Origin of the sequence: Xanthomonas sp. WHRI 6106 (genome assembly GCF_040202405.1) — a bacterium.
GTDB lineage: Bacteria > Pseudomonadota > Gammaproteobacteria > Xanthomonadales > Xanthomonadaceae > Xanthomonas > Xanthomonas cannabis.
The window spans coordinates 1-23,316 of record NZ_JBEGFC010000010.1; the positions used below are offsets into that span (position 1 = coordinate 1).

Sequence of the window (23,316 nt, forward strand, 5' to 3'; positions counted from 1 at the left end):
CACCTCCATCCGCCGTAGCGTCTTTCCGTGTAGCGAGCCGCCCATCATAGCCGGCTTTTTCGTTTCGTCAACACCTTGTGATGTTTCCGACTCGCCTCGTTCGTTGGTGCGGTGCTTGGAGAAGCGCCGCCGTCGTGAGCGAGGACGCGCATCTTATCGAGCCTGCGCAGAAGTGCAAGCACTTTTTGACACAGGCATGACATCGAGGCGCTTTTCCGCGGCCTGGCGACTGCCCTGCGGCCTGATCCTTTCCGCATTGAATGACGCAGTCCGATTCCGCTTGTTGATGCTCTCAGTGAGAATGCTCGCCTTAGTCAGGAGCCCCCCATGCCGCCAGCCCGCAGTCTGCTCCGCGATTTGTCGCTGCCTGCGATTGCCGCGGGATTTGTCACCGTGTTGGTGGGGTTTGCCAGGCTCTGCGGTGATCGTGTTCGAGGCGGCGCGGCATCTGGGGGCCAACCAAGCGCAGATCGCATCGTGGATGTGGGCGCTCGGGATCGGTATGGGCGTGACCTGCATCGGCTTGTCGCTGCGGTATCGGGTGCCGGTGGTGACGGCGTGGTCCACGCCCGGCGCGGCGATGCTGATCGGCAGCGCGGCGGGCGTGCCGTTGCGCGAAGCGATCGGTGCCTTCGTGGTGGCAGCGATCTTGGGAGTGGTGGCCGGGTTCTCGGGGATGTTCGAGCGTGCGATCAAGCGCATTCCCATCGCGTTGGCGTCGGGCATGCTGGCCGGGGTGCTGCTGCGCTTCGGCCTGGATCTATTCGTGGCCATGCAGCACCAGCGGGTGCTGGCGCTGGCGATGCTGGCGACCTATCTGGTGGGACGGCGCTGGTTTGCGCGCTACGCCGTGATTGCGACCTTGCTGGTCGGCGTCGGCATTGCCGCCAGCGGTGGGTTGCTGCACCTCGAAGCGGTGCAGCTGGAACTGGCAAGGCCGGCATTGGTGGTGCCGTCGTTGTCCTGGGCGGCGCTGTTCGGGCTGGCGATCCCGTTGTGGGTGGTCACCATGGCCTCGCAGAACGTGCCCGGGGTGGCGGTGATCCGGGCGTCTGGCTACACGGTGCCAATCTCGCCGACGATCGGCTGGATCGGCGTGATCAACACTATGCTGGCGCCGTTTGGTGGATATGCGTTGAATCTTGCGGCGATCACTGCGGCAATCTGCATGGGCCGCGAGGCGCATGAGGACCCGGCCCGTCGTTACACCGCAGCGGTGAGTGCGGGCGTGTTCTATGTGGTGATCGGCTTGTTCGGGGCGACCGTGGCCGCCGTGCTTGCGGCCTTTCCGCGCGAGCTGGTGATGGCCATCGCCGGGATCGCGCTGTTGGGCACGATCGGCAACAGCCTGGCGGCGGCGCTGCGCGAAGACAGCGAGCGCGAGGCGGCGTTGATCACGTTTCTGGTGACTGCGTCCGGGCTGACCCTGGGCGGGATCGGTGCGTCGTTCTGGGGACTGGTGGCCGGCACGGTCACCTTGCTGGTGCTGCGACCGCGGCGTTAGTGGCAACCGACGCGGTTTGTATCTGCGCCTTGATGGGGCGGCGAGCCTTGGCTGGATGTGCGGATGCCCATGTCGCACCTTGTGGGGTCACGCGCTGCGGCCGCCCGCGGAGACTGCCGTGCATATCACGCGCTGCGTGTCGTAGTGTCAGGCGCTCTTGGTGCCTCGCTTCCGCGGCTAGCCAGGCGCGGCGCGACAACAAGGATGGAGCCAGCCACCGCCGGTACGGAGAACCGCGTCGGACCCGAGGTGCGCGCACTGCCGCCGCGGCACTGCGATACCAGGCCGCAGCGTCGGCGTGGCCGCGCCAGGTGGCGGCGCTTATTCGGGGTCGCGCAGCTGCAACAGCCAGTGCGCCGTCACGCCGCTGGGGCTGGGCAGCGGTTCGAGGTGGAACTGGCGATACACCGGCGAGCCGTCCAGGGCGCGTAGCGGCAAGGTGACGTAGGCGGCGCGTCCCAGGCGCAGGGCGTCTTCGAGCAAGTCGACCTTGGAGCGGGCGGCATCGTCGGCGACCAGGGCGAGCATGTCGCGGCCGATCAGGTCGGCCACCTCGGCCTGGCTGAGTTCGGCGAATGCCGGGTTGACGAAGATCAGCCGGTGCGCGGCAGCGCTGGCGCCCCGTTCGATGATGGCCACGCCGTCGCGCAGGCGCGACAGCGAGGCTTCGAGCAGGGTGAAATCCTGCTGGAAGCGCTTGCGTTCCATCAGCTCGATCAACACGCGCAGACTACGCGCGGACTCCAGATGCAGTGGCGACCAACGCCGCGCGCGGCCGCGCACGGTCTGCTGCCAGAGATCGAAGCTCTTGCGCGGCGACAAGCGCGAGTTGGGGATGTCCTGCAGCTTGGCCAGCTGCGGGTTGCCCGCCCACTTGACCTGTTGCACCTGCTCGCGCCGGGTCCACAGCAGGGCGCTGCGCGATTGCGGCATCAACGGCACGAAGATGAAGCCGGCGGCCAGCGGAGCCAGGTCGGCCAGCTCCGGAAAGACCTCGCCGATGGCATCCACATGCAGGGCGCCGACGGCGTCCTCGCGCAGGGCGTCGTGGTGCTCGGATTCGAGATGGTCGCGGATGCGCCGCAGCGCCGCCACGTCCGGGGTACTGCCGTGACGGCTGATGTCTTCACCGTGGAAGACCGCCACGCCGTCGGCATCCACCACGTCCATCAGGTCCGGCGCCATGTCGGCGAGCATGTCCACGGTCAGGTGCTCGGCATCGTTGAAGTCGGTGATCAGCTTTTCGCGGATGGTCAGCAACACCGATTCCAGCCGGGCACGCGCCACCGCCTGCAGCGCGCCGATGCGACCGGACAGCGCGCGGGTCACCGCATCGGTGGCATCGCGCATGGTGTGGCTGGTGAAGTGCGGGCTGTAGTGATGGCAGGAAATCAGCCCCCACAGTGCGTCGTTGACCACGATGGAGGACACCAGCGTGGCACTGACGCCCATGTTGGCCAGATATTCCAGGTGCACCGGCGAAACGCTGCGCAGGCTGACATCGCTCAGGTCCACCGGTGTGCCCAGGCGTGGATGCAGGGTGGGCTGGATCGGCGATGGCTGGTAGCCGACATCGGCGATCTGGCGCACACGGTTGCGCAGGTACAGCGCGCGCGCCTGCGCGGGGATGTCGCTGGCGGGGTAATGCAGGCCGAGATAGGCCTCCAGCTCGGGCTGGCGGGCCTCGGCGATGACATCGCCGTTCCACTCTTCGTCGAAGCGATAAATCATCACCCGGTCGAAGCCGATCATGTTGCGCAGGCCCTTGGCTGCGCGCACGGCCGCCTCGGCGATGCCCGGGTCGCGCTCGATGCTGCGCAACAGCGGCAAGGCCTCGCGCAGGGTGACGTCCATCAGGCGCGCGTCACGCGGCTCGATTTCGATCAGCCACTGCTCCGGATACAGATGCCAGGCGGCTACCCAGGGGTGCTCGGGCGGCGCGCTGCGCTGCGGGAAGCGCACCTCGGCATGCAACAGGTGCTGCGGTTGATCGTCCACCGCAGCCGGCAAGGTGTCAGGCAGCTCCAGCACCTGGGTGTAGGGCATGCCCAGCAAGGCATCCATCGGCACGCCGAGCAACTCGGCGGCGGTGGTACTGGCCTGCACGATCCGACCGTCGGCAGGTTCGATCACCAGCAGCACGCCGTAGGGCTGGATCATGCCGGGAATGTGGATCGGCTCGCGCGCGCACTCGTCCATATCCAGGGGTTCGGTGTGCTGATTCACGGGTGCGGCTCCGCTGCGAGGCAGGTATGGAAATGGGCAAACATGGCATGCGCGCCGTCGATGGCGGCCGCGTGGGTCTGCGGCGAATCCAGGCGTTGATCAAGCACGGCCTGAAACCGGCGCCAGGCAGCCGGGTCTTCGTCGGCCAGCTCGAAATACTGCAGCGCACCGGCCAGCGCGGGCTGGTGCCTGCGCAGGCCGCGGGCAATCACCCGGCCGCCCAGCTGGGCGCCCTCGATGACGTACAACATGCCCCAGCGCGCGGCGTCGGTGCGCACGGCAGGCAGCGTAAGCGGCGGATCCGGCGGTTGGTTCAACGTGCGCAAGTCCGCGCGCAAGGCCGGCACGCGGCGGCGATAGTGCCAGCCACTGCCGACCAGCGTGCCCAGCCAGCCGCTCAACTGCTCTTCGAAACCGGCCAGCAAGGCATGGTGGCGGCGCAGGATCTGCACGTACGCGGCGCGGTCGACCCGCCCCTGCCCCAGCGCCTGCATCAGCGGCACCGCTTCGACCCGGCGATGCGTGTCCTGGGTGGCGTGACGCAGCACGCGTGCGGCCGATGACGGGACAACCTGGGTGTCAGGACACATAAGCAATCGAGGCAGTGCCGCAGCACGGAATGCATCAGCCTAGCAGCGCGCGCGCAAATCAGATAAAGCGGACACGAGCGCTAAATGAATCCGTTGGCATCACCCTTGCGCAGCGGCGGCGATTCCGCTGCCCCGCCCTGCACGCTTCCATGCCATCCACCACCCTGCAGCGAGCAACAGGCCGGCCAACAGCCAGGGCGCGCCGGGTAGATGCAGCGGTGCGCCAGCGCCGATGAACCAGGCAAACACATTGGCGAACAACAGCGGGCCCGCAATGCCGGCCAGGCTGACCAGGCCAGTCAAGGCGCCCTGCACACGCCCCTGCGCATCGGCGCCGACCTCGCGGGTGATCAAGGCTTGCGCGGCGGGTGCGGCAACGGCCCACAACGCGCTGATCGGTACGCCGATCAGGAACGTCGCGCCGCTGTCGGCCAGCCCGTAGATGACGAAGCCGATCACCCCGCAGCCCAGCCCCAGCAGCAAGGCGCGGCGTTCGCCGAGCCAGCGCACCAGGCGACCGACCAGCAACGCATTGACGATGATGCTGCACACGCCAACCCCGGCCAGCACCCAGCTCACTTCGCGCGGGCCCCAGTGATATTGGTAGCCGGCGAACAGCACGAAGATGCTGGGATAGACGTAATGCGCCAGGTTGGCCAGGAACACCACCGAGGCCAGGCCGAACACCTGCGGATAACGGCGCAGCAGCTTGAGCGCGCCGAGCGGATTGGCGTGCGACCACTCCAGGCGCGCAGTGCGACGTTCGGCGGGCAGCGATTCGGGCAGCACGAACCAGCCGTACAGCACATTCAACAAGGCCAGCCCGGCGGCAAACCAGAACGGCCAGCGCAACCCGATGCTGCCCAGCCAGCCACCGATCAAGGGGCCGGCGACAAAACCAATGCCGAACGCGGCGCCGAGCATGCCGAAGGCGCCGGCGCGCTTGTCGGCCGGTGTGACGTCGGCGATGTAGGCGTTGGCAGTGGAAAAGCTGGCCGAGCACATGCCGGAGATCACCCGGGCCAGCAGCAGCATCGGCAGGCTGTGGGCGATGGCCATCAGGATGAAATCCAGCCCCAGCCCCAGGCAGGAGAGCAGGATCACCGGGCGGCGGCCGAAGCGGTCGGACAAGGCGCCTTGCAGCGGCGAGCAGACGAACTGGATGGCGGCGAACAGGAAGCCGAACCAGCCGATCCAGCAGGCGGCGACCACGTAGTCGCCGCCGGTGAAATGCCGCACCAGATCCGGCAGCACCGGGATGATCACGCCGAACGACAGCACGTCGATCAGCACGGTGATGAAGATGAAGATCAGCGCGGCGCGGCGGCGCCCCGGAGCGGCAGCGGGATCGGCGGGGAGAGACATCGCGCGGCCCAGGGTGGCGAGGTGGGGAGTGTAGCGGCGGATGGAGCGCAGTGCCGGGGGTAGCGGGGCTGCGTGATCCGGCACCGCCTGGCGAGTGGCGTTGATGGTTGGTTGGCTGGGGTGCCCTGCCCTCATCCGCCCTTCGGGCACCTTCTCCCGCTAGCGGGAGAAGGGAGTGTGCCGCCGTGCGGCCGGCGGTTAGTTGTTGGACGCTGAGGGGCTGGGGCTGGGGCTGGGGCTGGGCTGAGAGGCTGGGGCTGTGCGGCTGGCGGCGGGAGGGCGCGATGACGTCCGGGCCGGCGTTGGCTGCTTCCAGACACCTGTCTTCTCCTGCGGGCGGAGAAGACAGCGTGCCGCCGGGCGACCGGTGGTTGGCTATTCGACGCTGATGGTCTGGGTCAGGGTGTGGCTGGCGCCGGAAGCCAGTTCGATGACGTCCGGGCCGGCGTTGGCCGCTTCCAGGCAGACGTAGTCGCGCCAGCCCTCGCCCACGTCGGCCATCTTCTTGCCGGCTTCTTCGCCCGGGTTCCAGGCCACCAGCGAGCGACTGCCTTCGGTGGCGATGACGATGCGGCGGCCGAGTACCGGGTCGGTGAGGGTGTAGCGGCCGCCGGCGTTGGTGTAGATGCGGTCGCTGCGGCCGGGGTCGCGCGGGTCGCGCAGGCTCCAGTCGCCCTGCTGGCGGTGGGCGGTGGCGTAGTTCTCGTATTTATCGAGGTAATCCAGCCCGTCCAGGCCCTGCACGCTGACCTTGAGCGCATCGCCAACGCGGAAATAGTTGTGCAGCGCCTGGGTAAAACGCACCGCGGCGGCGCTGGTGTTTTCGGTGATCAGGCGTTGCTCCACGGTGCGACCGATGCGCAGCGTCATGCGCAGGCGCAGCGCCAGGTCGTCGAAGCGCGGCGGGGTGAGCGTGAGCACCACGGTGCCGTCGTCCTCGCGGTGGCTCTCGGTGAGCTGCCATGCCACCGTGCGCACGAAGCCATGCGCAGGCACATCGCCGGTCTGGTCCTGGCGGCCGAAGTATGGCCAGCACACCGGGGCGCCGCCGCGGATCGGGGTGGGCGGCTGCTGGGCGCTGGGCGAGAGCCACATCACGTCCTGCCCGCCCTTGGGCACGAACGACAGCAGTTGGCCGCCGAACAGGCTGATGGCGGCGGTGGAGAACGGGGTGTCGATCAGCAACGACGGGAAACCATGGAAATCGCCTGTGGTCAGGCCGGTGGTGTCGGACATGGGGGATGCCTTGTGGACGATGGGGGATTGGGCGAAGGCGGGGTACGCGGCCGGCAGCTTGAATGCGGTGGCGCGTATTGCGGCCATGCCGGTGAGCGCTGGGGCGGCACGCAGTGCGGTGAGGATGCGCTGGCCGGGGCGACCGTCGGCCGGTTGCAGGCCCAGGCGGGTCTGTTCGACCTGGATGGCGCGGCGGGTGGCGCTGCCGACCATGCCGTCGGCTTCGCCGATCTGGTGACCGCGGGCGAGCAGCAACTGCTGGAGTTCGCGCCGTTCCGGGCGGCCCAGGCCGGGGTCGTCGGTGGGCCAGGCGGCGACCAGGCCGGGGCCGCCGCGCAGGCGGTCGGCCAGCAGGGCGATCGACAGCGCATAGCTTTCCGCGGCGTTGTAGGCATAGATCGCGTCGTAATTGCGGAACACCAGGAACGCCGGGCCGGTGGCGCCGGCCGGCAACAGCAAGGCGGCGGGAGTGTCTGCCGGTAGGCCGGCCGGTGCGAGCGGTTTGCCATCGGTGCCGAGCAGGCCGGCGTTTTGCCAGGCTTGCAGCGGTTGGCGGCGGGTGCGGCCGGCTTTGCTGGCGTCGAAGCCGCGCGGCAGTGTGACTTCCATGCCCCACGGGCGGGCCCGCTCCCAGCCGGCCTTGACCAGGTAGTTGGCGGTGGAGGCCAGAGCATCGGGAATGCTGGCGACCAGATCGCGGCGGCCGTCGCCATCGCCATCCACCGCGATGCGGGCGTAGGTCGAGGGCATGAACTGGGTCTGCCCGAACGCGCCGGCCCAGGAGCCGGTGAGCCCATCGGCGGACAGATCGCCTTGCTGCAGCAGACCGAGCAAGGCGAGGAATTCGCCACGGAAGAACGGTTGGCGGCGGCCTTCGCACGCCAGCGTGGCCAGCGAGACCAGCAACGGGCGCTTGCCGGTGACGCGGCCGTAGTCGCTTTCCACGCCCCACACCGCGACGATGGTGGCCGGGTCCACGCCGGTCTGTTCGGACAGGCGGGTCAGCAGCTCATGGTGGGTAACCAGCATGGCCTGGCCGTCGGTGACGCGCTGGCTGTCGACCAGGCTGGCCAGGTAATCCCAGATCGGTGTGGTGAATTCGGGCTGGGCATCGAGTAACGGCAGCACGCTGCGATCGGGCGCCAGGCCGGTGGTGAAGCGCTGGAAGCGGGCGGCGTCCACGCCCTTGGCCGCGGCCTGGGTCTGCAGCCCGGCCAGGCAACGGTCGAAGGCCGGGTCGGCATAGGCAGCCAGCGGCAGCAGTCCCATCAATAACGGCAGTGCGCGCTGGGGCAGCGTCATGGCACGGTGGCCAGCGGATAGGCGGACGTCATGCGGTGGAGGGCTCCTGCGCGGCTGGTCGAGCCGACGAGCATAGCCAAACTGACTGGTTGCAGGCGTGCAGGTGGTCGCGAGGGTGATGCGTAGCGAGGTGGAGCCCGCTGCAGCCAGTGCCGCCCGTACTGCGGTTGGCCGACGGGCTTAGCTGCCGTCGCCGGCGATCCCGGTGAGCAGCGACAGGGCCGGCGTCGATGCGGCGCCATCGGCCACCCGGCGCGTGCGTGCACGGCGCGGGGCATCGTGGCGCGGGCCGAAGCGAATCAGTGCAGTGGCCACGCAGGCGGGCAGCACAACCGCAAACACGACCGCCGCCAGGAGCACCCATTGCCAGAGATTGAAGGTTGCCATGATCCGAGTCCCACCCCGCGGCGGAGTTCGCCAGCGCGACAAGCTTCCGGGATCGGCTGCGAACGTGGCGTCGAGAAACGGCGGGTCTGGATGCCGTTCGTCGGGCTGAACCGGGCTTCTGGGCTGCGCGTTGGGGTGCGGACGGGTCGGTTGGCTGCGCGAGCGTGCAGACGTGGTTGGGGTTGCTTGGGCTCTGGTAGCAACTGGCCTGGGTCGTGCTCAGCGCGCGTCGAGGTAGTACCAGTGGCCGGCTTCGCGCACGAAACGGCTGTGCTCGGTCATGCGCACCGCGCTGCCGCCACCGATGCGATAGCGCGCCAGAAAGATCACCTCGGCGGTGTCCGGGCCGGTCGCGAGGGCGCGCTGTACGGTCAGGCCGAGCCAGGTGGTGCGCCCGCCTTCGTCCAGCGACAGCTCCGGTGGGCGCGTGGACGGATGCCAGCTGGCGAGCAGGTAGGCGGTATCGCGGCGCACATAGGCGCTGTAGCGGGCGCGCATCAGGGTCTCGGCGTCGGGCGCGGCGGCGCCGGCGTGGTAAGGGCCACAGCACTGCGCGTAGTTGGCGGGGCGGCCGCAGGGACAGGGGTCGGTGGGTGTGGAGGTTGGCATGCGGGGATTGTGCGGGATGGGATTGGGGATTGGGGCGTTGTTTAGCAGCCTCTTATCGAACAACACGAGGCTTCGCCCCGTACCGTCACCCCAACCCCTCTCCCGCGGGGAGAGGGGCTTTGGATGCAGTGATCTGATGTTGCACGGTCTCCATTGGCGTGTGCGTGGATGACACGGGGCGGGCATCGGGGCTACTGCTGATGCTGATACTGCAGCTCACGACGCGGCTACACCTGCCGCGATTCTGCGTAGCTTTTGCTGCGGCGCGTGACCTCGGTGCACTCGCTATGCTGTGGCCCCTATTGTGCGGAGCGTGGCCTTGCTGGAATTGATTCCCACCGAATTGCCCTGGCTGCTGTGCATCGCATTCGTTGCCGGGCTGGTGGATGCGGCGGTGGGTGGCGGTGGGTTGATCCAGTTGCCGGGCCTGTTTGCGACGCTGCCGCAGCAGGCGCCGTCGCTGATTCTGGGCACTAACAAGTTCAGCGCAATGTTCGGCACCGCGGCGTCGGCGTGGCGGTATGCGCGCACTGTGCGCTTTCCGTGGCGGCCGGTGCTGTATGCAACGGTGGCGGCGTTTACGTTTTCGTTTCTGGGCGCGACCGCCGTCAGCCTGATGCCCAAGCAGGCGGTGCGGCCGCTGATTCTGGTGCTGCTGGTCGCGATGTTGATCTACACACTGATCAAGAAGGACTTCGGCGCGCTGCATCGGCCACGCCGGATCGGCCGGCGCGAACTGGCCACCGCACTGGCGATGGGCGCGGCGATCGGGTTCTACGACGGGTTCTTCGGCCCGGGCACGGGCAGCTTTCTGATCTTCCTGTTCATCCGCTTTTTCGGGCTGGATTTCCTGCGTGCTTCGGCGGCGGCCAAGGTGGTCAACCTGGCCACCAACCTGGCAGCGCTGTCGTTCTTTTTACCCAGCGGGCAGGTGATGCTGGCGATCGGTATCCCGATGGCGGTAGCGAACGTGGCCGGCGCAGTGGCCGGCACGCGGATGGCGTTACGCGGTGGCACGCCGTTGATCCGCAAGTTATTCCTGGTGCTGGTGATCGTGCTGATCGGCAAGATGGGCTGGGATCTGCTGCAGCAGTAAGCGCAACCTGCTGGCGATGCGACATGCTCGAGGCGGTGACACCACCCTGCAGATGGCGTCGCCCGTGCACTGTTGTCAGCGCTTGCTGCGCGCCTGCGCCGTGCCTGCCTTGGCGCCGCGCGTTTTGGCCGGTGACGGTTTAGCCACCGCGCGCGTCGAGGTCGTCTTGCCGGTGCCACGCGCTGGCTGCCCAATCGATGCGGCTGTTGCACGTGGCTTGGCGGTGGCGGTTTTCACTGCCGCAGATGCGGCGGCAACCTTCCTGGGTGTGGCGTTGGATGCGCTTGTGGCCACCGTCGCCTTGGCCGGCGTTTTTGAAGACCGAGCGGTCTTGCCCACAGTGGACGTGGATGCAGCTGCTGACGACACCGCCGGCGCGCGCGCTGTGCGTTCAGCTGATACCGGCTTGCCGGCATCAGCCGAAATGCGCGGAGGCGACTTCTTCGTCTGCTTTGCTTGAGGCTGCGCCGCAGCGCGCGTGGAAGAGGCAGTCCTGGCGTGCTTGCTCTGCGTGTTCGTCGTCGCGACTGCCGGCTTGCGCTGACCCGTCTGCGTTTTCTGCGCTGCGGGCGGGGTCCCCGCCGCCGCAGGCGATGCCGTGTGCATTGGGGCGCCTTCAATTGCCATGCCATCTGCGCGTGCAGGGCCCTGCACTCCTGCAGACTCGCCCACAGCCTCGATCGAAGGCGCAGCATCAGTGGTGCCGGCAACTGCCGGCTCATCGCCACGCGAGCGCTCCGGCAACTTCAAGCGCTGCGCCTGCTCGTCGTATTCGATCAACAACACGCCCGAGTTGTGGCGGCCGCTGATTTCCACAAAGCAGGCGCCGCCGATGAAGGGCTCCAGCGTCATCACCGACTTCAACGGCGTGGCCACCACCATCTGGAAGCCGAAGTTTTCGAAGATGTTCATTGCCAGCGCGGTGAACTCGTTGTCGGCCTTGTCGAAGGCTTCGTCCAGCACCACCGCGCAATAGCGCGGCAGTTCGCCGTCTTCGCCGCCAAGCTGGTAACGCAGCGCCGCTGCAAGGCAGGTGGTGGCGAGCTTCTGGCGCTGGCCACCGGATTTGCCGGCGCCGCTGCGGTAGATCTCCACCTGGGCGCGCGTTTGCGCATCCAGTTCCACACCGATGAATTCCACATGCAGGCGCACATCCAGCACCTGTTCGCGCCAGCGGCGTGCCTCCGGTTCCTGCGCGCCCAGGCGCGCGACCAGTGCGCGCAAGGTGGAAAACTGCGCCTCAGCCAGCGCGCGGTCTTCGGTCTGTTGATGCGACAGCACCGCACGCAACTGCTGCTGGAATTCCTGCACCTCGGCCAGACGGCGGTCGCCGACTTCGATGGTCAGGATGGTGTCGCGATTGAACGGCACCTGCTCCAGGCTGGCATTGACCTCGTCCATGCGTTGCTTGATGCCCTTGTGCGCTTCGGCCGTGTGGCGCTGCAAGGCCAGCAGGTTGTTCTTGCTCTGGGTCTGCAGCAGGTCGAAGAAACGATGCTCGTGCCGCGGCAGGCCATCGCTTTCCAGCCGGTCCAGGCGCGCAAGAAAATCGTCGGCGCTGGCAAGACTCACGGTGAAGTCGCCGCTGTCTTCGGGCCACTGCTGGCAATACTTGCGGAAGCATTCCAGCAATTGGGCGCTGAGCCGGCTGTCGCGGCCCTGGCTGTCGGCAAGCTGCTCGGCCAGGCCACGCTCGACCACGCGGAAATGCGCTTCCAGGTTGTCCAGCGACAGCGGCGTCAAGGCGGCAAGCCGTTCCCGCAGGCCCTGCAACTGCGTCGGTGTGAGCGTGGCGGTGCCGGCGCGGCCCGCACATGCGGCATGTTGCTGCTCGAGCCGCACGCGCTCGCGCGCCAGTTGCGCACGCTCCAGCCGCACATCGTCGTACGTGCGCTTGGCCTGGTCGCGCAAGGTGCGTGCGGTGTCGATGGCCTGGCCGAGCGCGCGCAAGCCGCTGTTGCCTTCGCGCAGCTGCACCAACTGCTCGTCGATATCGCTCAGGCGTTGCAGTTTGGGACCGACGTCGATCTCGTCCCAGTCGCGCTCCACCAGGGTGTGCGCGGCCAGCTGTCGTTCCTGATCCTGCTCGCGCTGCTTGCGCAGCGCTGCGACATCGGCATCGCAGCTGGCGATGCGCTGGGCCAGCGCCTGCGCTTCGCGCTCGAACACCTTGAGCTTGTCGCGGTTGTCGTGACCGAGCAGCCAACGCTTGCGGTCGTTGACCGCGTGGCGGTCGTCCTTTTCGTAGCGATCGCCGGGATGCTTGACCTGGCCCTCGCGGGTGATCGCGCGGTCGGCGTTGCGCAGCGCGGTTGCGTTGTCCACGCAGGCGTAGTCGAAGCGACGGGTCAGCTCGTTGCGCAGCCACTCGGTGAAGGCGTGCTCGCGCAATTGCAGCTTGCCGGGCAACGCATCGGGATCGACCCGCCGGGAGTGCAACTCGTCGTTACGACGCACACGGAAGTAGACCAGGCGCGTGCCGATATGGGTGCGGTTGACCCATTCGCTGACCTGCGCGTAATGCCGCTCGTCCACCAGCAGCGATTGCGCAAAGCCGTGCAGCACGCGCTCGATCGCACCGCGCCACGCCATCTGGTCGTCGCGCACTTGCACCAGCTCGCCAACGAACGGCAGCGCGGCCTCGGCAATGCCGGTGTCTTCGCATAGCCGCGCGCGCAGCGCCTGCATCGGTGCAGGCATGCTCGACGGCGCCTTCTTCAGTGCATCCAGCTCGGCGCGGATCTCGGCAAAGCGGCGCTCATCGTCGCGGCGTGCGCCCATACGCTCGGCAATGGCGTCATCCAGCGCGCTGGCGTCGTGCTTGCCGTTGTCCAGCACGGTCTGCGCATGCGCGACCTGCGCGGCAAAGCCGCTGGCGCCGGCAGCCAGGGCGGTACCGAGCTGGCGGCAGGCCTGCTCGATCTGCGCACGGCGGCGCAGGCGTTCGTCGCGCTCGCGCTCCACGCGCGCACGCTCGCGTTCCAGTTCTTCGATCTGCTCACCGCCTGCGGCGCGCTGCTCGCGCTCCAGCCCGGCCAGTTTCTGCTCGTGGTTATCCAGCGACTCGCGGCGCTGGCCCTCTTCTCCGGCCAGTCCACGGTCCTGGTTGTCCAGTTCCTGCAACCGCTCATCCAGCAAGGCCAGCCGCTGCTGCTCGCGGTAGCTGTCCACGCCCAACTGCAGCTCGCGCAACTCGCCCACGCTGTGGCGCAATGCCATCAACGCCGCATGGTGCTCGCGCGCAGGGGTCAGCGTTTCCACCTGGCGGCGTGCGGTGACCACCGCATGGTGCGCGCCGTCGAGTTCGGCAAACTCCTCCACCAACCGATCGGCAGCTTCGAAGGTACGCGGCTCGTCCAGCATGAAGCCGCGCAGGAAGGCATTGAGATCGCCCAGATTCTTGGCCGACTGGGTCTTGTGCAACAGCCGCAACGCCATCTCGTTGTTGATGCCCAGCGCATGCCGGAAACGTTCGGCATAGCCGGCGAATCCATCGAAGTGAGCGACCTCCTCACCCAGCCGCGCCTTTAGCCTGCGCAGGTCCAGATCGAACCCGTCCAGCTCGGTGGCCACATCGAAGCTGCGCGGCGCCACCATGTAGTGGCGGCGGACGTCGGCAGCCGCATTGCCGCTGCCGGCGATCCAGAACAAGCGGATCAGGCTCACCGCCTCGCCATGCGCGTTGCAGTACTCCAGCACCAGCGCGGTCCAGGTGGCGCCCTTGCGCAGGTATTGCGTGGCGATTTCGCCCGACGCGCTGTCCTGCTGATCGGCCCAGGCGCCGCGTACATACGACACCAGGCTGCGATCGCGCCCGCTGCGTTCGGCCTCGCGCGCGGCGGCGTTGAAGTCGACGATGCTCGGCGGCGTCAACAGGGCCGACATCGCATCCAGCAGGGTCGATTTGCCGGAGCCGGAACGGCCGACGAACAGAAAGCCCTTTTCCGCGATCGGCACTTCGGTCAAGCCGTTGAACGTGCCCCAGTTGTGCACCTGCAAGCGCCGCATGCGGAACTGCTGCGCCCGCTGTTCGGCAAGCGAATCGGCGAACAAGGAAGCGCCCGGCTGCGCCGGTGACAGGTTGGACTGGGAATTCATGGCTCACTCACCAAAACGGGATGACGGGTCACGCTGAAGACGAATCACATCACGACTGTTTGAAGCGGGGTGTTGCTGGACAAGCATGTACTGCAGTGGCTGACGGTAATCGGGTACGTCCCTTCGCGGCCTGGGCCGCTCCTACGCGGGGCGACGGTCTGCGTCGACATGGGTGATGACCAGACCGCGCGCCATTCGATGAGGGGAAGCTGATGCCTCAGTGCCGCCCATGAAGAAAGTCGCTTGCGTTCGTCGGGGCATAAGCGTTGCTGGCTTTCACCGCGCAAGGCGGCGACACACACTCCAGACGTCACATCTCCAGGCATTGCGATCGGCCGCACCCTCATCCGCCCTTCGGGCACCTTCTCCCTCTGGAAGAAGGAAGCTAGTCGAGCGCAATGTCTCCCTCGCGCAGGCCGCGATACGCCACCACCAGGGCCTGCACGTCTTCGGCCGAGAACAGCAATTTCAGCACCGGGGAAACCTCGTAGCGTTCCTCGCTGCCGCGCAGGCGCGACAGCAACTGGTTGTCGCGCATCTTGCCGATCGCCGTCATCACCCGTCGCGCAAACCCTGCGCGGTCGGTGGACACGTTCTTCTCGTACACCGACAACGCCTCCACCAGCTGCGCCTCGTCCACCACCGCACGCGCGCCGCGGGTATCGGCTTCGGCCAGTTGCTGGCGCAGGAACAGAAGCAACACCGATTCGATAAAGGTCAGCGGCGCGCTGCGCAGCAAGGTGGGCGATTCCAGCTCGGCGGTGTCGGCCTGACGAGTGAAGGCCACCCCGCCCTCGCGGTCGAGCACCAGCTCCAGAAACAGCTCGCACAACAGCTGACGGATCGCCGCCTCGTTGCGCAACAGCGCCGGCCACAACGCGCCATGGCGTTGCGCATCGATGCTGGGCCCTGCCAGCAATTGGCACAGCGCGCGCCGCGCGTCGAACGGCAACGTGCCGGTGTCGCCCAGAAACAGCTCGCCGCGCGGTTGCGCGCTCGAGGCATCCGTCATCAGCGGGCGGCCGTCATTGGCCGGGGCACCGGTGTCCTCGTCGGCGTCCAGGCGCGTGTCCTCAGACCAGTTCATTGCGTTTCTCCCGGGTGAACCACACCAAGGGAATGCGCGCGCGGCGCGTGGCGCCGTCGCTGCCTTCCCATTGCACCGTTTCCATTTGCCCCTCGATCACCAGGCCGTGGCGCGTGCCCAGCGACAGGTAACCGATGACGCTGCCCAGCCCTTGCACGGCCGGGCGCTGTTGCAAGGCATCGCCGATGGTCAGCCGCGGGCGCTGGCCGAGCAGTTCGTGCAGGTCGTTGCGCAGGCTGCGCACATCGATCTCCGATTGCGCGACCAGGTCGCCCACGCTGTCCAGCGAGATCTCGGCGGCATCGGCGGCTTGCACACGCCCATCCACCTGGGTGAGCCGCGGGTCGTGCAGCCGCCATTGCGACAACGAACGCAGGCGGCTGCTGCTGAGCGCCTGCGTATACCCGGTGGCGGTGGTGGCATGCAGGCTGTCGCGCAATTGCAGGGCTTCGCCCTGCGCCTGCTTGAGCAATTGATTGAGCCGGCGCTGTTCCAGATAGCCGCGGCTCTGCACGAAACCGCGCAGGCTGCGCGCGAAGTGCTGCATCACCGTATGCACCTCGCCGCCGCGCTCCAGCAGCGTGCCGGTGAGCCCGCGCAGGAAGGCGCGTTCGCGGCGGTCGAGCTTGCGCGCGAAGCCGCGTGCGAGCAGCGCATCCAGCGCCTGATCGAGTTGGCTGCTCTGCTGGCTGTCGTTGAGCAGGCTCCAGAACGCCTCGAAGGTGCGCCCGGCCTCGCTGTCGGCGATCACATCCACGCCGTTGAACAGTTGTTCGAGCACATCGCCGCGCGCGCCTTCGTCGTCGATGATGCGCTCGCGGAACTGGCGGTTGAGCTGCTCGAAATCATCGCGCACGCGATGGAAATCTTCGGCCAGCTCGTCGGAGAGATGGATCAGGTCGCGGGCGCGTTCCAGCGCGCGCTTGCCATCCAGTGCCGCCACGCGGCCCGACGCCACGCGTTCGATTTCGGCATCGATGCGCGCACGTTCGTCGCGCAAGGCAGCCAGGCGCAGCTCCGGATCGGCCTCGGTCTGGCCGGCCAGCTGCACCAGTTGCTGGATCACCAGCGACAGGCGGCTTTCGGTGGCGCTGCTGCTGCTTTCGCGCAGGCCGACGATGAAGCGGATGGCCTGGGTGGCGGCGCGCGACAATTCGTATTCTTCTTCGGCTGCACCTTCGGGCAGGCGACGTTCCAGCCAGCCCTGTGCCAACCAATGCGCCAGATAGGCCTGCGCGGTACGCGGCAATTCGCGCGACAGCTCGTCGGCGCGCAAGGCATCGAGCTGGCGCTGCAACCGCTCGTGCAACACGGCCGAGGGCAGGCGCCGTTCGCCGTCCATCAGCACGGTCTGCAGCAGGCCGATCAGTTCGGGGGCGTGGTCGGCGGCGAGCAGTTTCCACACCGGCTGCTCGCGTAGTTGCCGATAGCCGGCGATACGTGCCTGGTGCTTCATGCGCGCTGCAACGGCTGCCTCAACGCTTGCCGCCCACTTCGATGAACTGCAGGAATTCGGCGCGGGTGCGCGCGTCTTCGCGGAAGCTGCCCAGCATCTTGGAGGTGACCATGCTGACGCCGCGCTTGTGGATGCCGCGGGTGGTCATGCACTCGTGCGCGCCTTCCACCACCACGCCCACGCCGCGCGGTTGCAGCACGTCCTGGATGCACTGGGCGATCTGGGCGGTCATCTTCTCCTGCACCTGGAACCGGCGCGCGTAGCTTTCCACCACCCGGGCCAGCTTGCTGATGCCGACCACCTTGCCGCGCGGCAGGTAGCCCACGTGCACCTTGCCGATGATCGGCGCCATGTGGTGCTCGCAATGGCTTTCATAGGAGATGTCGCGCAGCACGATCAGCTCGTCGTAGCCGGCCACTTCCTCGAAGGTGCGTTCCAGGTAGGCACGCGGTTCTTCGCGGTAGCCGCTGAACCAGTCGCCATAGGCTTCGGCCACCCGGCGCGGGGTGTCCAGCAGGCCTTCTCGGAAGGGGTCTTCGCCGGCCCAGCGCAGCAGGGTGCGCACGGCCTCTTCGGCCTGGGCCTGGGTGACGGAGGAATCGGGCTGGTCGGACTGGCTCATGCGCAGGTGCACCCAAAGGGGGCGAGCATGGTACCCGAGGACGGGCCGACGGCCCCAGCGCCGGTTGCGGCCGCTGCCGCGGGTTCAGTGACTATTGATTCATTGTTGAATTGATAGCATCCTAACTATTATGACGATCAGCACAGCATCTCCGCGCGCCCAGCTCAGTTCCGGCCTGTTGGTCGCCGCCCGCCAATGGCAACGGCTGGCCGACCAGGCCTTCGAGAGCTTCGGGCTGTCCAGTGCATGCACCGGCCCGTTGCTGATGATCGGCCGCTCCGGCGGCGGCATCCGTCAGGTAGCGCTGGCCCAGCAGCTGGGCATGGAAGGCCCCTCACTGGTGCGGCTCCTGGACAAGCTGGCCGCCCAGGACCTGGTCCGGCGCGAAGCCGACAGCAGCGACCGCCGTGCCAACCAGCTCTGGCTCACCGCTGCGGGCCAGGCGCTGGCCGGGCAGATCGAGGTGCGCCTGGACGCGTTGCGCGCCGAGGTCTTCGGTGCGCTCAGCGAGGCGCAGGTGCAGACCGTGCTGACGCTGTGGGAGCAGATCGCCCAGGCGCATGCGCGGCTGGGGCAGTCCGACTAGCGCACGGCGGTATGCGCTTGCAGTTGGCCGGCACGCCAGGTGCTGCCGGGCAACGTTGTTCCCTTTCCAGGTAGGCCCGATGTACGGCGAGTTCAGTCTCTACGGTGTGTTCGTTCCCACCCTGCTGGCGTTGATGACGCTGGCGTATCTCCTCAACAGCGCGATCGGCGCGCTGCTGACCCGCGCGGGCGCGTACCGCCACATCTGGCACCCGGCGCTGTTCAACCTGGCGCTGTACATCGCGCTGCTGGGCTGCCTGTTTTCTCTCATGCGGTGGATGCAATCGTGAAAAAGCTGATCAAGACCGCCGTGCCGGCGCTGCTGACCCTGGCAATGGTGGTGGTGGCTGCGTTGGTGCTGCAGCATCTGTGGCGCTATTACATGGACGCGCCGTGGACGCGCGATGCGCACGTGGGTGCCGACGTGGTGCAGGTGGCGCCGGATGTGTCCGGGCTGGTGGAGTCGGTCGCCGTGGCCGACAACCAACCGGTCACGCGCGGGCAGCTGCTATTCGTGGTGGACCGCGCGCGCTATGCGATCGCGCTGGAGCAGGCGCGCGCCGCGCTGGCCGAGCGCCAGGCCACGCTGAGCCAGTTGCGCCGCGAGATCGCGCGCGACCACAGCCTGCAGGACCTGGTCGCCGCCGAAGATGCCGAGGTGCGCCGTTCCAACGTGCAAAAGGCCCAGGCGGCAGTCGCCACCGCGCAATCGGCGGTGGACCTGGCCCAGCTCAACCTGGACCGCACCCAGGTGCGCAGCCCGGCCGATGGCCACGTCAGCGACCGCACCGTGCGCGTGGGCGACTACGTCACTGCCGGGCGCCCGGTGGTGGCGGTGCTGGACACCGGCTCGTTCCGCGTGGATGGCTATTTCGAAGAAACCCGCCTGCAGGGCGTGCACCCCGGCCAGCGCGTGGACGTGCACCTGATGGGCGAGCCGGTCACGCTGCATGGGCATGTGCAGAGCATCGCCGCCGGCATCGAAGACCGCTACCGCAGCGGCAGCGCCGGTGCCTTGCCCAATGTCACGCCAGCCTTCGACTGGGTGCGGCTGGCGCAGCGCATCCCGGTGCGCATCGTGCTGGATCGGGTGCCGGCGCATGTGCAGCTGATCGCCGGGCGCACCGCCACGGTGAGCATCCTGCCTGACACAGCCACAGCCAATGCGACCCCGGCCGCCGCGCCTGCCCGCGTGCAGGCCAAGGCGGCGCCATGAGCCACCACGTGCTTCGCCCACTGGGATTGGCCACGCTGCTGACGGCGTTGAGTGCCTGCAGCACCGTGGGCCCCGACTACGCGCTGCCGGACGATGCGGCCTACCAGCGGCCGGCCGCCAATGCCGCGTTTGTCGACACCGGCAACGACCAGGTGCAAGCCGGCGCACCGCTGCCGGCGCGCTGGTGGGCGCTGTACCAGGACCCGATGCTCGATGCCCTGGTCGAACAGGCCCTGCGCGACAACGTCGAGCTGAAGGTGGCCGATGCCAACCTGCGCCGCGCCGCCGCGGTGTACGAACAGGCCATGGATGCCGGTGGGTTCGATTACGAGGTGGACGCCGGCGTCAGCCGCGCGCAGGTCTCGGCCGAGGCGTTCCTGCAGCAGGAGAAGCTGCCGGTGTTCAACCTGGCCGATGGCAAGGTCGGGGTGTCGTATCAGTTCGATCTGTTCGGCAAGCTGCAGCGCGGCGCCGAGGCCGCGCACGCCGATACACAGGTGGCCCAGGCGGCGATCGACCTGGCCCGCGTCAACGTGGCCGCGCAGGTGGCCGGCAGTTATGTGGAGATCTGCCACGCCAACCACGAGCTGCACGTGGCCGAGCATTCGCTGCAGTTGCAGCAGCGCAGCCGCCAGATCACCCAGCGCCTGATCGCTGCCGGCCGCGGCACACCGCCGGATCTGGCACGTGCCACCGCGCAGGTGGCGATGCTGGAAGCGGCGCTGCCGCCACTGCGCGCGCGCCGCCAGGCGGCCGGCTATCAACTGGCCGCGTTGCTGGGCAAGACACCGAGCGAGGTGCCGGCCGGCGTGGACAGCTGCGACCACGCGCCCGCCCTGCAACGGCCCATCCCAATCGGCGATGGCCGCGCGTTGCTGGCGCGTCGCCCGGATGTGCGCCAGGCCGAGCGCCGGCTCGCCGCCGCCACCGCGCGTATCGGCGTGGCCACTGCCGAGTTGTATCCGGACATCCGCCTGGGCGGTTCGATCGGCGCCACCGGCCTGCTGGCCGACATCGGCGAGCCGGCCACGCAGGCGTGGTCGTTCGGCCCGCTGCTCTCCTGGACGCTGCCTTCCAGTGGGGCGCGTGCACGGGTGCGCGCCACCGAAGCCGGCGCCGACGCCGCTTTGGCGCAATTCGACACCACCGTGCTGCAGGCACTGCGCGAGGTGCAGACCGCGCTGTCGCGCTACGCGCAGGATCTGGACCGCCTACACCTGCTGGAACAGGCGCAGCAGCAGGCCGAGCTGGCGTCGTCGCAGAACCGGAGGCTGTATCAGGGCGGGCGCACGCCGTATCTGTCCAGCCTGGATGCCGAGCGCACCCTGGCTACCGCCGACATGACGCTGGCCAATGCGCAGGCGCAGGTCTCGCAGGATCAATTGCAGCTGTTCCTGGCCCTGGGTGGCGGGTGGGACGCCGCTGCCACGACGGCCGCACGATGACCGCCCTGCTGCGCGACCGCCAGGCCTGGCTGTTTTCGGCCAGGACGTTCGCTGCCTCGATCGCGGCGTTGTACGTCGCCCTGGCCGGCAACCTGTCGCGGCCGTACTGGGCGATGGCCACGGTCTATATCGTCTCGCAGCCGCTGCTCGGCCCCACCCGCGCCAAGGGCGTGTATCGCGTGCTCGGCACGCTGCTGGCCGGCGCGGCAACCTTGGTGATGCTGCCGAACCTGGTGGAAACGCCCTTGCTGCTGAGTGCGGCGATGGCGGTGTGGCTCTCGGCCTGCCTGTTCCTGGCGCTGCTCAATCGCGGCCCGCGCGGTTATGCGTTTTTGCTGGCCGGCTACACCACCGCCTTCATCGGCTTCCCGGCGGTCACCGCGCCCGAAGGCATCTTCGACACCGTGGTGGCGCGTAGCGAAGAGATCGTGTTGGGCACGGTGATGGCGGTGCTGTTTGCCGCGTTGGTGTTCCCTGCATCGGTGCGGCCGATGCTCACCGCACGCATCGGCAACTGGATGCAGGATGCGGCGCAGTGGTGCCGGCAGGTGCTGCAGCGCGGCCCCACGCACGCACCGCGCAACCGCCTGGCGGCCGACCTGGTGCAGTTCGAGGCCTTGATCGCCTTCGTGCGCCACGACGACCCGCGCCATGCCGGTGCCGCCCCCGCGCTGGAGCAGCTGCGCGCGCGCATGCTGATGCTGCTGCCGGTGCTGTCCTCGATCACCGACCGGCTGGATGCGCTGCAGGACGACGACACCGCCCAGCCTGAGCTGGCCGCGCTGCTGCACGATATTGTGGCCTGGGTGGATCCCGGCGACGGCGCCACGGCCAATGCCGTCGACGCCGATGCCTTGCGCGCCCGCATCGCCGCGCTGCGCGCCCCGGTGGATCAGCACATCGCGCATCTGCTGCTGGCCAGCCTGTTGCTGCGCCTGGAAGAACTGCTGGACCTCTGGCAGGACTGCCGCGCGCTGGAGCAGGCCCTGGTACAAGGCACGGCGCCCGCAGCGCTGCGGGCAATGCCGAATGCGGCAAGGCCGGCGATGGCATTACCGGCCGCAACGGCCGGCTCACCCGAGCGGGTCGCCGCGGTGCGGAGCGCAACCGGATCGGCTTGGCACGTGCGCGCCTCGTCGCAGCGCCCGGCGGGTTCACACAACGACGCTGCAACGGCTGCCTTGGCCGAACCGGTCGAAGGCGCGCCGCCCGAACCCGGCGCACATCCGCACGCGCCCGTATCGCTGCTGCAACGCCTGCGCGGATTACGCAGCGAGACCGCCGATGTGCCTGCACGCGGCGGCACCACGCGCCACGTCGATTTCGGCATGGTCGCGTTTTCCGCCGCCAGTGCCGGCTTCGCGTTGATGGCGTATTGCGTGCTGTGGATCGGCATCGGCTGGGAGGGCGGCGGCAACGGCGCGATGATGGCGGCGGTGACGGCCGCGTTCTTCGCCGCCCAGGACGACCCCGCGCCCAGCATGCTGTCGTTCCTGACCTGGGCGGTGGTGGCCAGCGTGGTGGCCGGTATCTACCTGTTCGGCATCTTTCCGGCCATCCACGATTTCCCGATGCTGGTGCTGCTGCTGGCGGTGGTGTTCCTGCCCCTGGGCGCGCTGCTGCACCGCCCTGCCAGCATGCTGATCGCGCTGCCGCTGGTGGTGAACCTCACCGCCCTGCTCAGCCTGCAGAACACCTACAACGCCAATATTCAGAGCTTCGTCAACGCCGCGGTGGCCATGGTGCTCGGTATTGGTTTTGCCGTGGTGCTGACGCGGCTGTTCCGCTCGGTCGGCGCCGAATGGAGCGCACGCCGGCTGGTGCGCCAGGGCTGGCGCACGCTGGCCGCTGCGGCAGAGGGCCATGGCACGCAGGACCGGCAGCACTTTGCCGCCCGCATGCTGGACCTGCTCGGCCTGCTCGCACCGCGGCTGGCACTGACCCCGGAAGGCAGCGACCTGGCCTCGGTGGATATGCTCAACGAAGTGCGCGTGGGCTTGAACATCCTGCAACTGCGCAGTGCGCGGCATGAGTTGCCGCAGCCAAGCATTGATGCAGTGGATGCGATTCTGGCCGAGGTTGCGGCGCATTATCGGCAGCAGGTGGCGCGCAAGCGGCCGTTGCCGGGGCCCAACTCTTTGCGTGATCGTCTGGATGTATCGCTGACGCGTGTGGACAAGGTGCCAGCGGGCACGTATCGCGATGAAGCGCTATTGGGGTTGATCGGGCTGCGTTACAGCCTGTTTGCAGAGACAGTACAGCGACGCGAAGACATCAAGCACGAGCCGTCTGCTTTAGCCCCTCTCCCCTCGGGGCGATAAGGCACTGCTTGCGCGCCACTGGCGCGCGTGCCTTGGAGCGCCCGCGCCGCCAGCGCGGGCCGGGGCGCGGAGCGGGGGTTGGGGTGAGCGTACGAGGCAAAGCCACTCAGCAATGGATGACGCGAGGCTTCGCCCGTACCTCATCCGCCCTTCGGGCACCTTCTCCCCCAT

At 68.1% G+C, this 23,316-nt stretch carries 16 protein-coding genes and 1 pseudogene; 7 read left to right on the plus strand and 10 right to left on the minus strand.

Annotated features, from left to right (window positions below; genetic code table 11):
- Window positions 1-327 precede the first annotated feature (327 nt).
- Window positions 328-1,504: pseudogene (locus ABQZ09_RS14450) on the plus strand (benzoate/H(+) symporter BenE family transporter).
- 321 nt (window positions 1,505-1,825) lie between these two features.
- On the opposite strand, the gene bphP reads toward ABQZ09_RS14450, so the two are convergent.
- The 6 genes from bphP to ABQZ09_RS14480 all read right to left on the minus strand — a co-directional run bounded on the left by bphP (window position 1,826) and on the right by ABQZ09_RS14480 (window position 9,219).
- Window positions 1,826-3,730: a bacteriophytochrome BphP gene (gene bphP, locus ABQZ09_RS14455; RefSeq protein WP_349777219.1), complete on the minus strand. Its 1,905-nt coding sequence runs from the start codon at window positions 3,728-3,730 to the stop codon at window positions 1,826-1,828.
- Entirely contained in the window at window positions 3,727-4,320 is a 594-nt protein-coding gene (locus ABQZ09_RS14460; RefSeq protein WP_349777220.1) for a biliverdin-producing heme oxygenase, read from the minus strand. The genes bphP and ABQZ09_RS14460 overlap by 4 nt, the downstream gene beginning before the upstream one ends.
- A gap of 99 nt (window positions 4,321-4,419) precedes the next feature.
- Window positions 4,420-5,685: a TCR/Tet family MFS transporter gene (locus ABQZ09_RS14465; protein ID WP_349777221.1), complete on the minus strand. Its 1,266-nt coding sequence runs from the start codon at window positions 5,683-5,685 to the stop codon at window positions 4,420-4,422.
- 375 nt (window positions 5,686-6,060) lie between these two features.
- Window positions 6,061-8,223, minus strand: coding sequence for a lytic murein transglycosylase (locus tag ABQZ09_RS14470; RefSeq protein ID WP_349777222.1), 2,163 nt, complete (start codon window positions 8,221-8,223; stop codon window positions 6,061-6,063).
- A gap of 180 nt (window positions 8,224-8,403) precedes the next feature.
- Window positions 8,404-8,610, minus strand: a complete 207-nt coding sequence (locus ABQZ09_RS14475; protein WP_349777223.1) for a hypothetical protein — start codon at window positions 8,608-8,610, stop codon at window positions 8,404-8,406.
- Between the two features lie 219 nt (window positions 8,611-8,829).
- Window positions 8,830-9,219, minus strand: a complete 390-nt coding sequence (locus tag ABQZ09_RS14480; protein ID WP_039415530.1) for a YchJ family protein — start codon at window positions 9,217-9,219, stop codon at window positions 8,830-8,832.
- Window positions 9,220-9,532: 313 nt separating this feature from the next.
- Between ABQZ09_RS14480 and ABQZ09_RS14485 the strand changes: the two genes are divergently transcribed.
- A complete protein-coding gene (locus ABQZ09_RS14485; RefSeq protein WP_199680269.1) occupies window positions 9,533-10,315 on the plus strand; it encodes a sulfite exporter TauE/SafE family protein in 783 nt (260 codons plus the stop codon).
- A gap of 75 nt (window positions 10,316-10,390) precedes the next feature.
- On the opposite strand, the gene ABQZ09_RS14490 is transcribed toward ABQZ09_RS14485, so the two are convergent.
- The 4 genes from ABQZ09_RS14490 to folE form a co-directional block, all read right to left on the minus strand.
- Window positions 10,391-14,413, minus strand: coding sequence for an SbcC/MukB-like Walker B domain-containing protein (locus ABQZ09_RS14490; RefSeq protein ID WP_349777224.1), 4,023 nt, complete (start codon window positions 14,411-14,413; stop codon window positions 10,391-10,393).
- 385 nt (window positions 14,414-14,798) lie between these two features.
- Window positions 14,799-15,500, minus strand: a complete 702-nt coding sequence (locus tag ABQZ09_RS14495; protein WP_349777225.1) for a DUF4194 domain-containing protein — start codon at window positions 15,498-15,500, stop codon at window positions 14,799-14,801.
- Window positions 15,487-16,956, minus strand: a complete 1,470-nt coding sequence (locus ABQZ09_RS14500) for a DUF3375 domain-containing protein (protein WP_184553987.1) — start codon at window positions 16,954-16,956, stop codon at window positions 15,487-15,489. The genes ABQZ09_RS14495 and ABQZ09_RS14500 overlap by 14 nt, the downstream gene beginning before the upstream one ends.
- Window positions 16,957-16,975: 19 nt before the next feature.
- Window positions 16,976-17,578, minus strand: coding sequence for a GTP cyclohydrolase I FolE (gene folE / locus ABQZ09_RS14505; protein WP_039413768.1), 603 nt, complete (start codon window positions 17,576-17,578; stop codon window positions 16,976-16,978).
- Window positions 17,579-17,708: 130 nt separating this feature from the next.
- On the opposite strand from folE, the gene ABQZ09_RS14510 reads away from it, so the two are divergent.
- The 5 genes from ABQZ09_RS14510 to ABQZ09_RS14530 all read left to right on the plus strand — a co-directional run bounded on the left by ABQZ09_RS14510 (window position 17,709) and on the right by ABQZ09_RS14530 (window position 23,145).
- Entirely contained in the window at window positions 17,709-18,164 is a 456-nt protein-coding gene (locus ABQZ09_RS14510) for a MarR family winged helix-turn-helix transcriptional regulator (RefSeq protein WP_039413771.1), read from the plus strand.
- 79 nt (window positions 18,165-18,243) lie between these two features.
- Window positions 18,244-18,453 carry a DUF1656 domain-containing protein gene (locus ABQZ09_RS14515; protein WP_184553984.1) on the plus strand — a complete coding sequence of 70 codons (210 nt, stop codon included), beginning with the start codon at window positions 18,244-18,246 and terminating at the stop codon, window positions 18,451-18,453.
- A complete protein-coding gene (locus tag ABQZ09_RS14520; RefSeq protein WP_349777226.1) occupies window positions 18,450-19,379 on the plus strand; it encodes an efflux RND transporter periplasmic adaptor subunit in 930 nt (309 codons plus the stop codon). The genes ABQZ09_RS14515 and ABQZ09_RS14520 overlap by 4 nt, the downstream gene beginning before the upstream one ends.
- A complete protein-coding gene (locus tag ABQZ09_RS14525; protein WP_349777227.1) occupies window positions 19,376-20,824 on the plus strand; it encodes an efflux transporter outer membrane subunit in 1,449 nt (482 codons plus the stop codon). Before ABQZ09_RS14520 ends, ABQZ09_RS14525 begins: the two co-directional genes overlap by 4 nt.
- On the plus strand, window positions 20,821-23,145 hold the full coding sequence (locus ABQZ09_RS14530) for an FUSC family protein (RefSeq protein ID WP_349777228.1): 2,325 nt from the start codon (window positions 20,821-20,823) through the stop codon (window positions 23,143-23,145). Before ABQZ09_RS14525 ends, ABQZ09_RS14530 begins: the two co-directional genes overlap by 4 nt.
- The last annotated feature ends 171 nt before the right edge of the window (window positions 23,146-23,316 follow it).

Coding starts and splice junctions, on each gene's coding strand:
- ABQZ09_RS14460 (WP_349777220.1), bottom strand. CDS start 4,320: ATGTGTCCTGACACCCAGGTTGTCCCGTCATCGGCCGCACGCGTGCTG.
- ABQZ09_RS14465 (WP_349777221.1), bottom strand. CDS start 5,685: ATGTCTCTCCCCGCCGATCCCGCTGCCGCTCCGGGGCGCCGCCGCGCC.
- ABQZ09_RS14470 (WP_349777222.1), bottom strand. CDS start 8,223: ATGACGCTGCCCCAGCGCGCACTGCCGTTATTGATGGGACTGCTGCCG.
- ABQZ09_RS14475 (WP_349777223.1), bottom strand. CDS start 8,610: ATGGCAACCTTCAATCTCTGGCAATGGGTGCTCCTGGCGGCGGTCGTG.
- ABQZ09_RS14480 (WP_039415530.1), bottom strand. CDS start 9,219: ATGCCAACCTCCACACCCACCGACCCCTGTCCCTGCGGCCGCCCCGCC.
- ABQZ09_RS14490 (WP_349777224.1), bottom strand. CDS start 14,413: ATGAATTCCCAGTCCAACCTGTCACCGGCGCAGCCGGGCGCTTCCTTG.
- ABQZ09_RS14495 (WP_349777225.1), bottom strand. CDS start 15,500: ATGAACTGGTCTGAGGACACGCGCCTGGACGCCGACGAGGACACCGGT.
- ABQZ09_RS14500 (WP_184553987.1), bottom strand. CDS start 16,956: ATGAAGCACCAGGCACGTATCGCCGGCTATCGGCAACTACGCGAGCAG.
- folE (WP_039413768.1), bottom strand. CDS start 17,578: ATGAGCCAGTCCGACCAGCCCGATTCCTCCGTCACCCAGGCCCAGGCC.
- ABQZ09_RS14510 (WP_039413771.1), top strand. CDS start 17,709: ATGACGATCAGCACAGCATCTCCGCGCGCCCAGCTCAGTTCCGGCCTG.
- ABQZ09_RS14515 (WP_184553984.1), top strand. CDS start 18,244: ATGTACGGCGAGTTCAGTCTCTACGGTGTGTTCGTTCCCACCCTGCTG.
- ABQZ09_RS14525 (WP_349777227.1), top strand. CDS start 19,376: ATGAGCCACCACGTGCTTCGCCCACTGGGATTGGCCACGCTGCTGACG.
- ABQZ09_RS14530 (WP_349777228.1), top strand. CDS start 20,821: ATGACCGCCCTGCTGCGCGACCGCCAGGCCTGGCTGTTTTCGGCCAGG.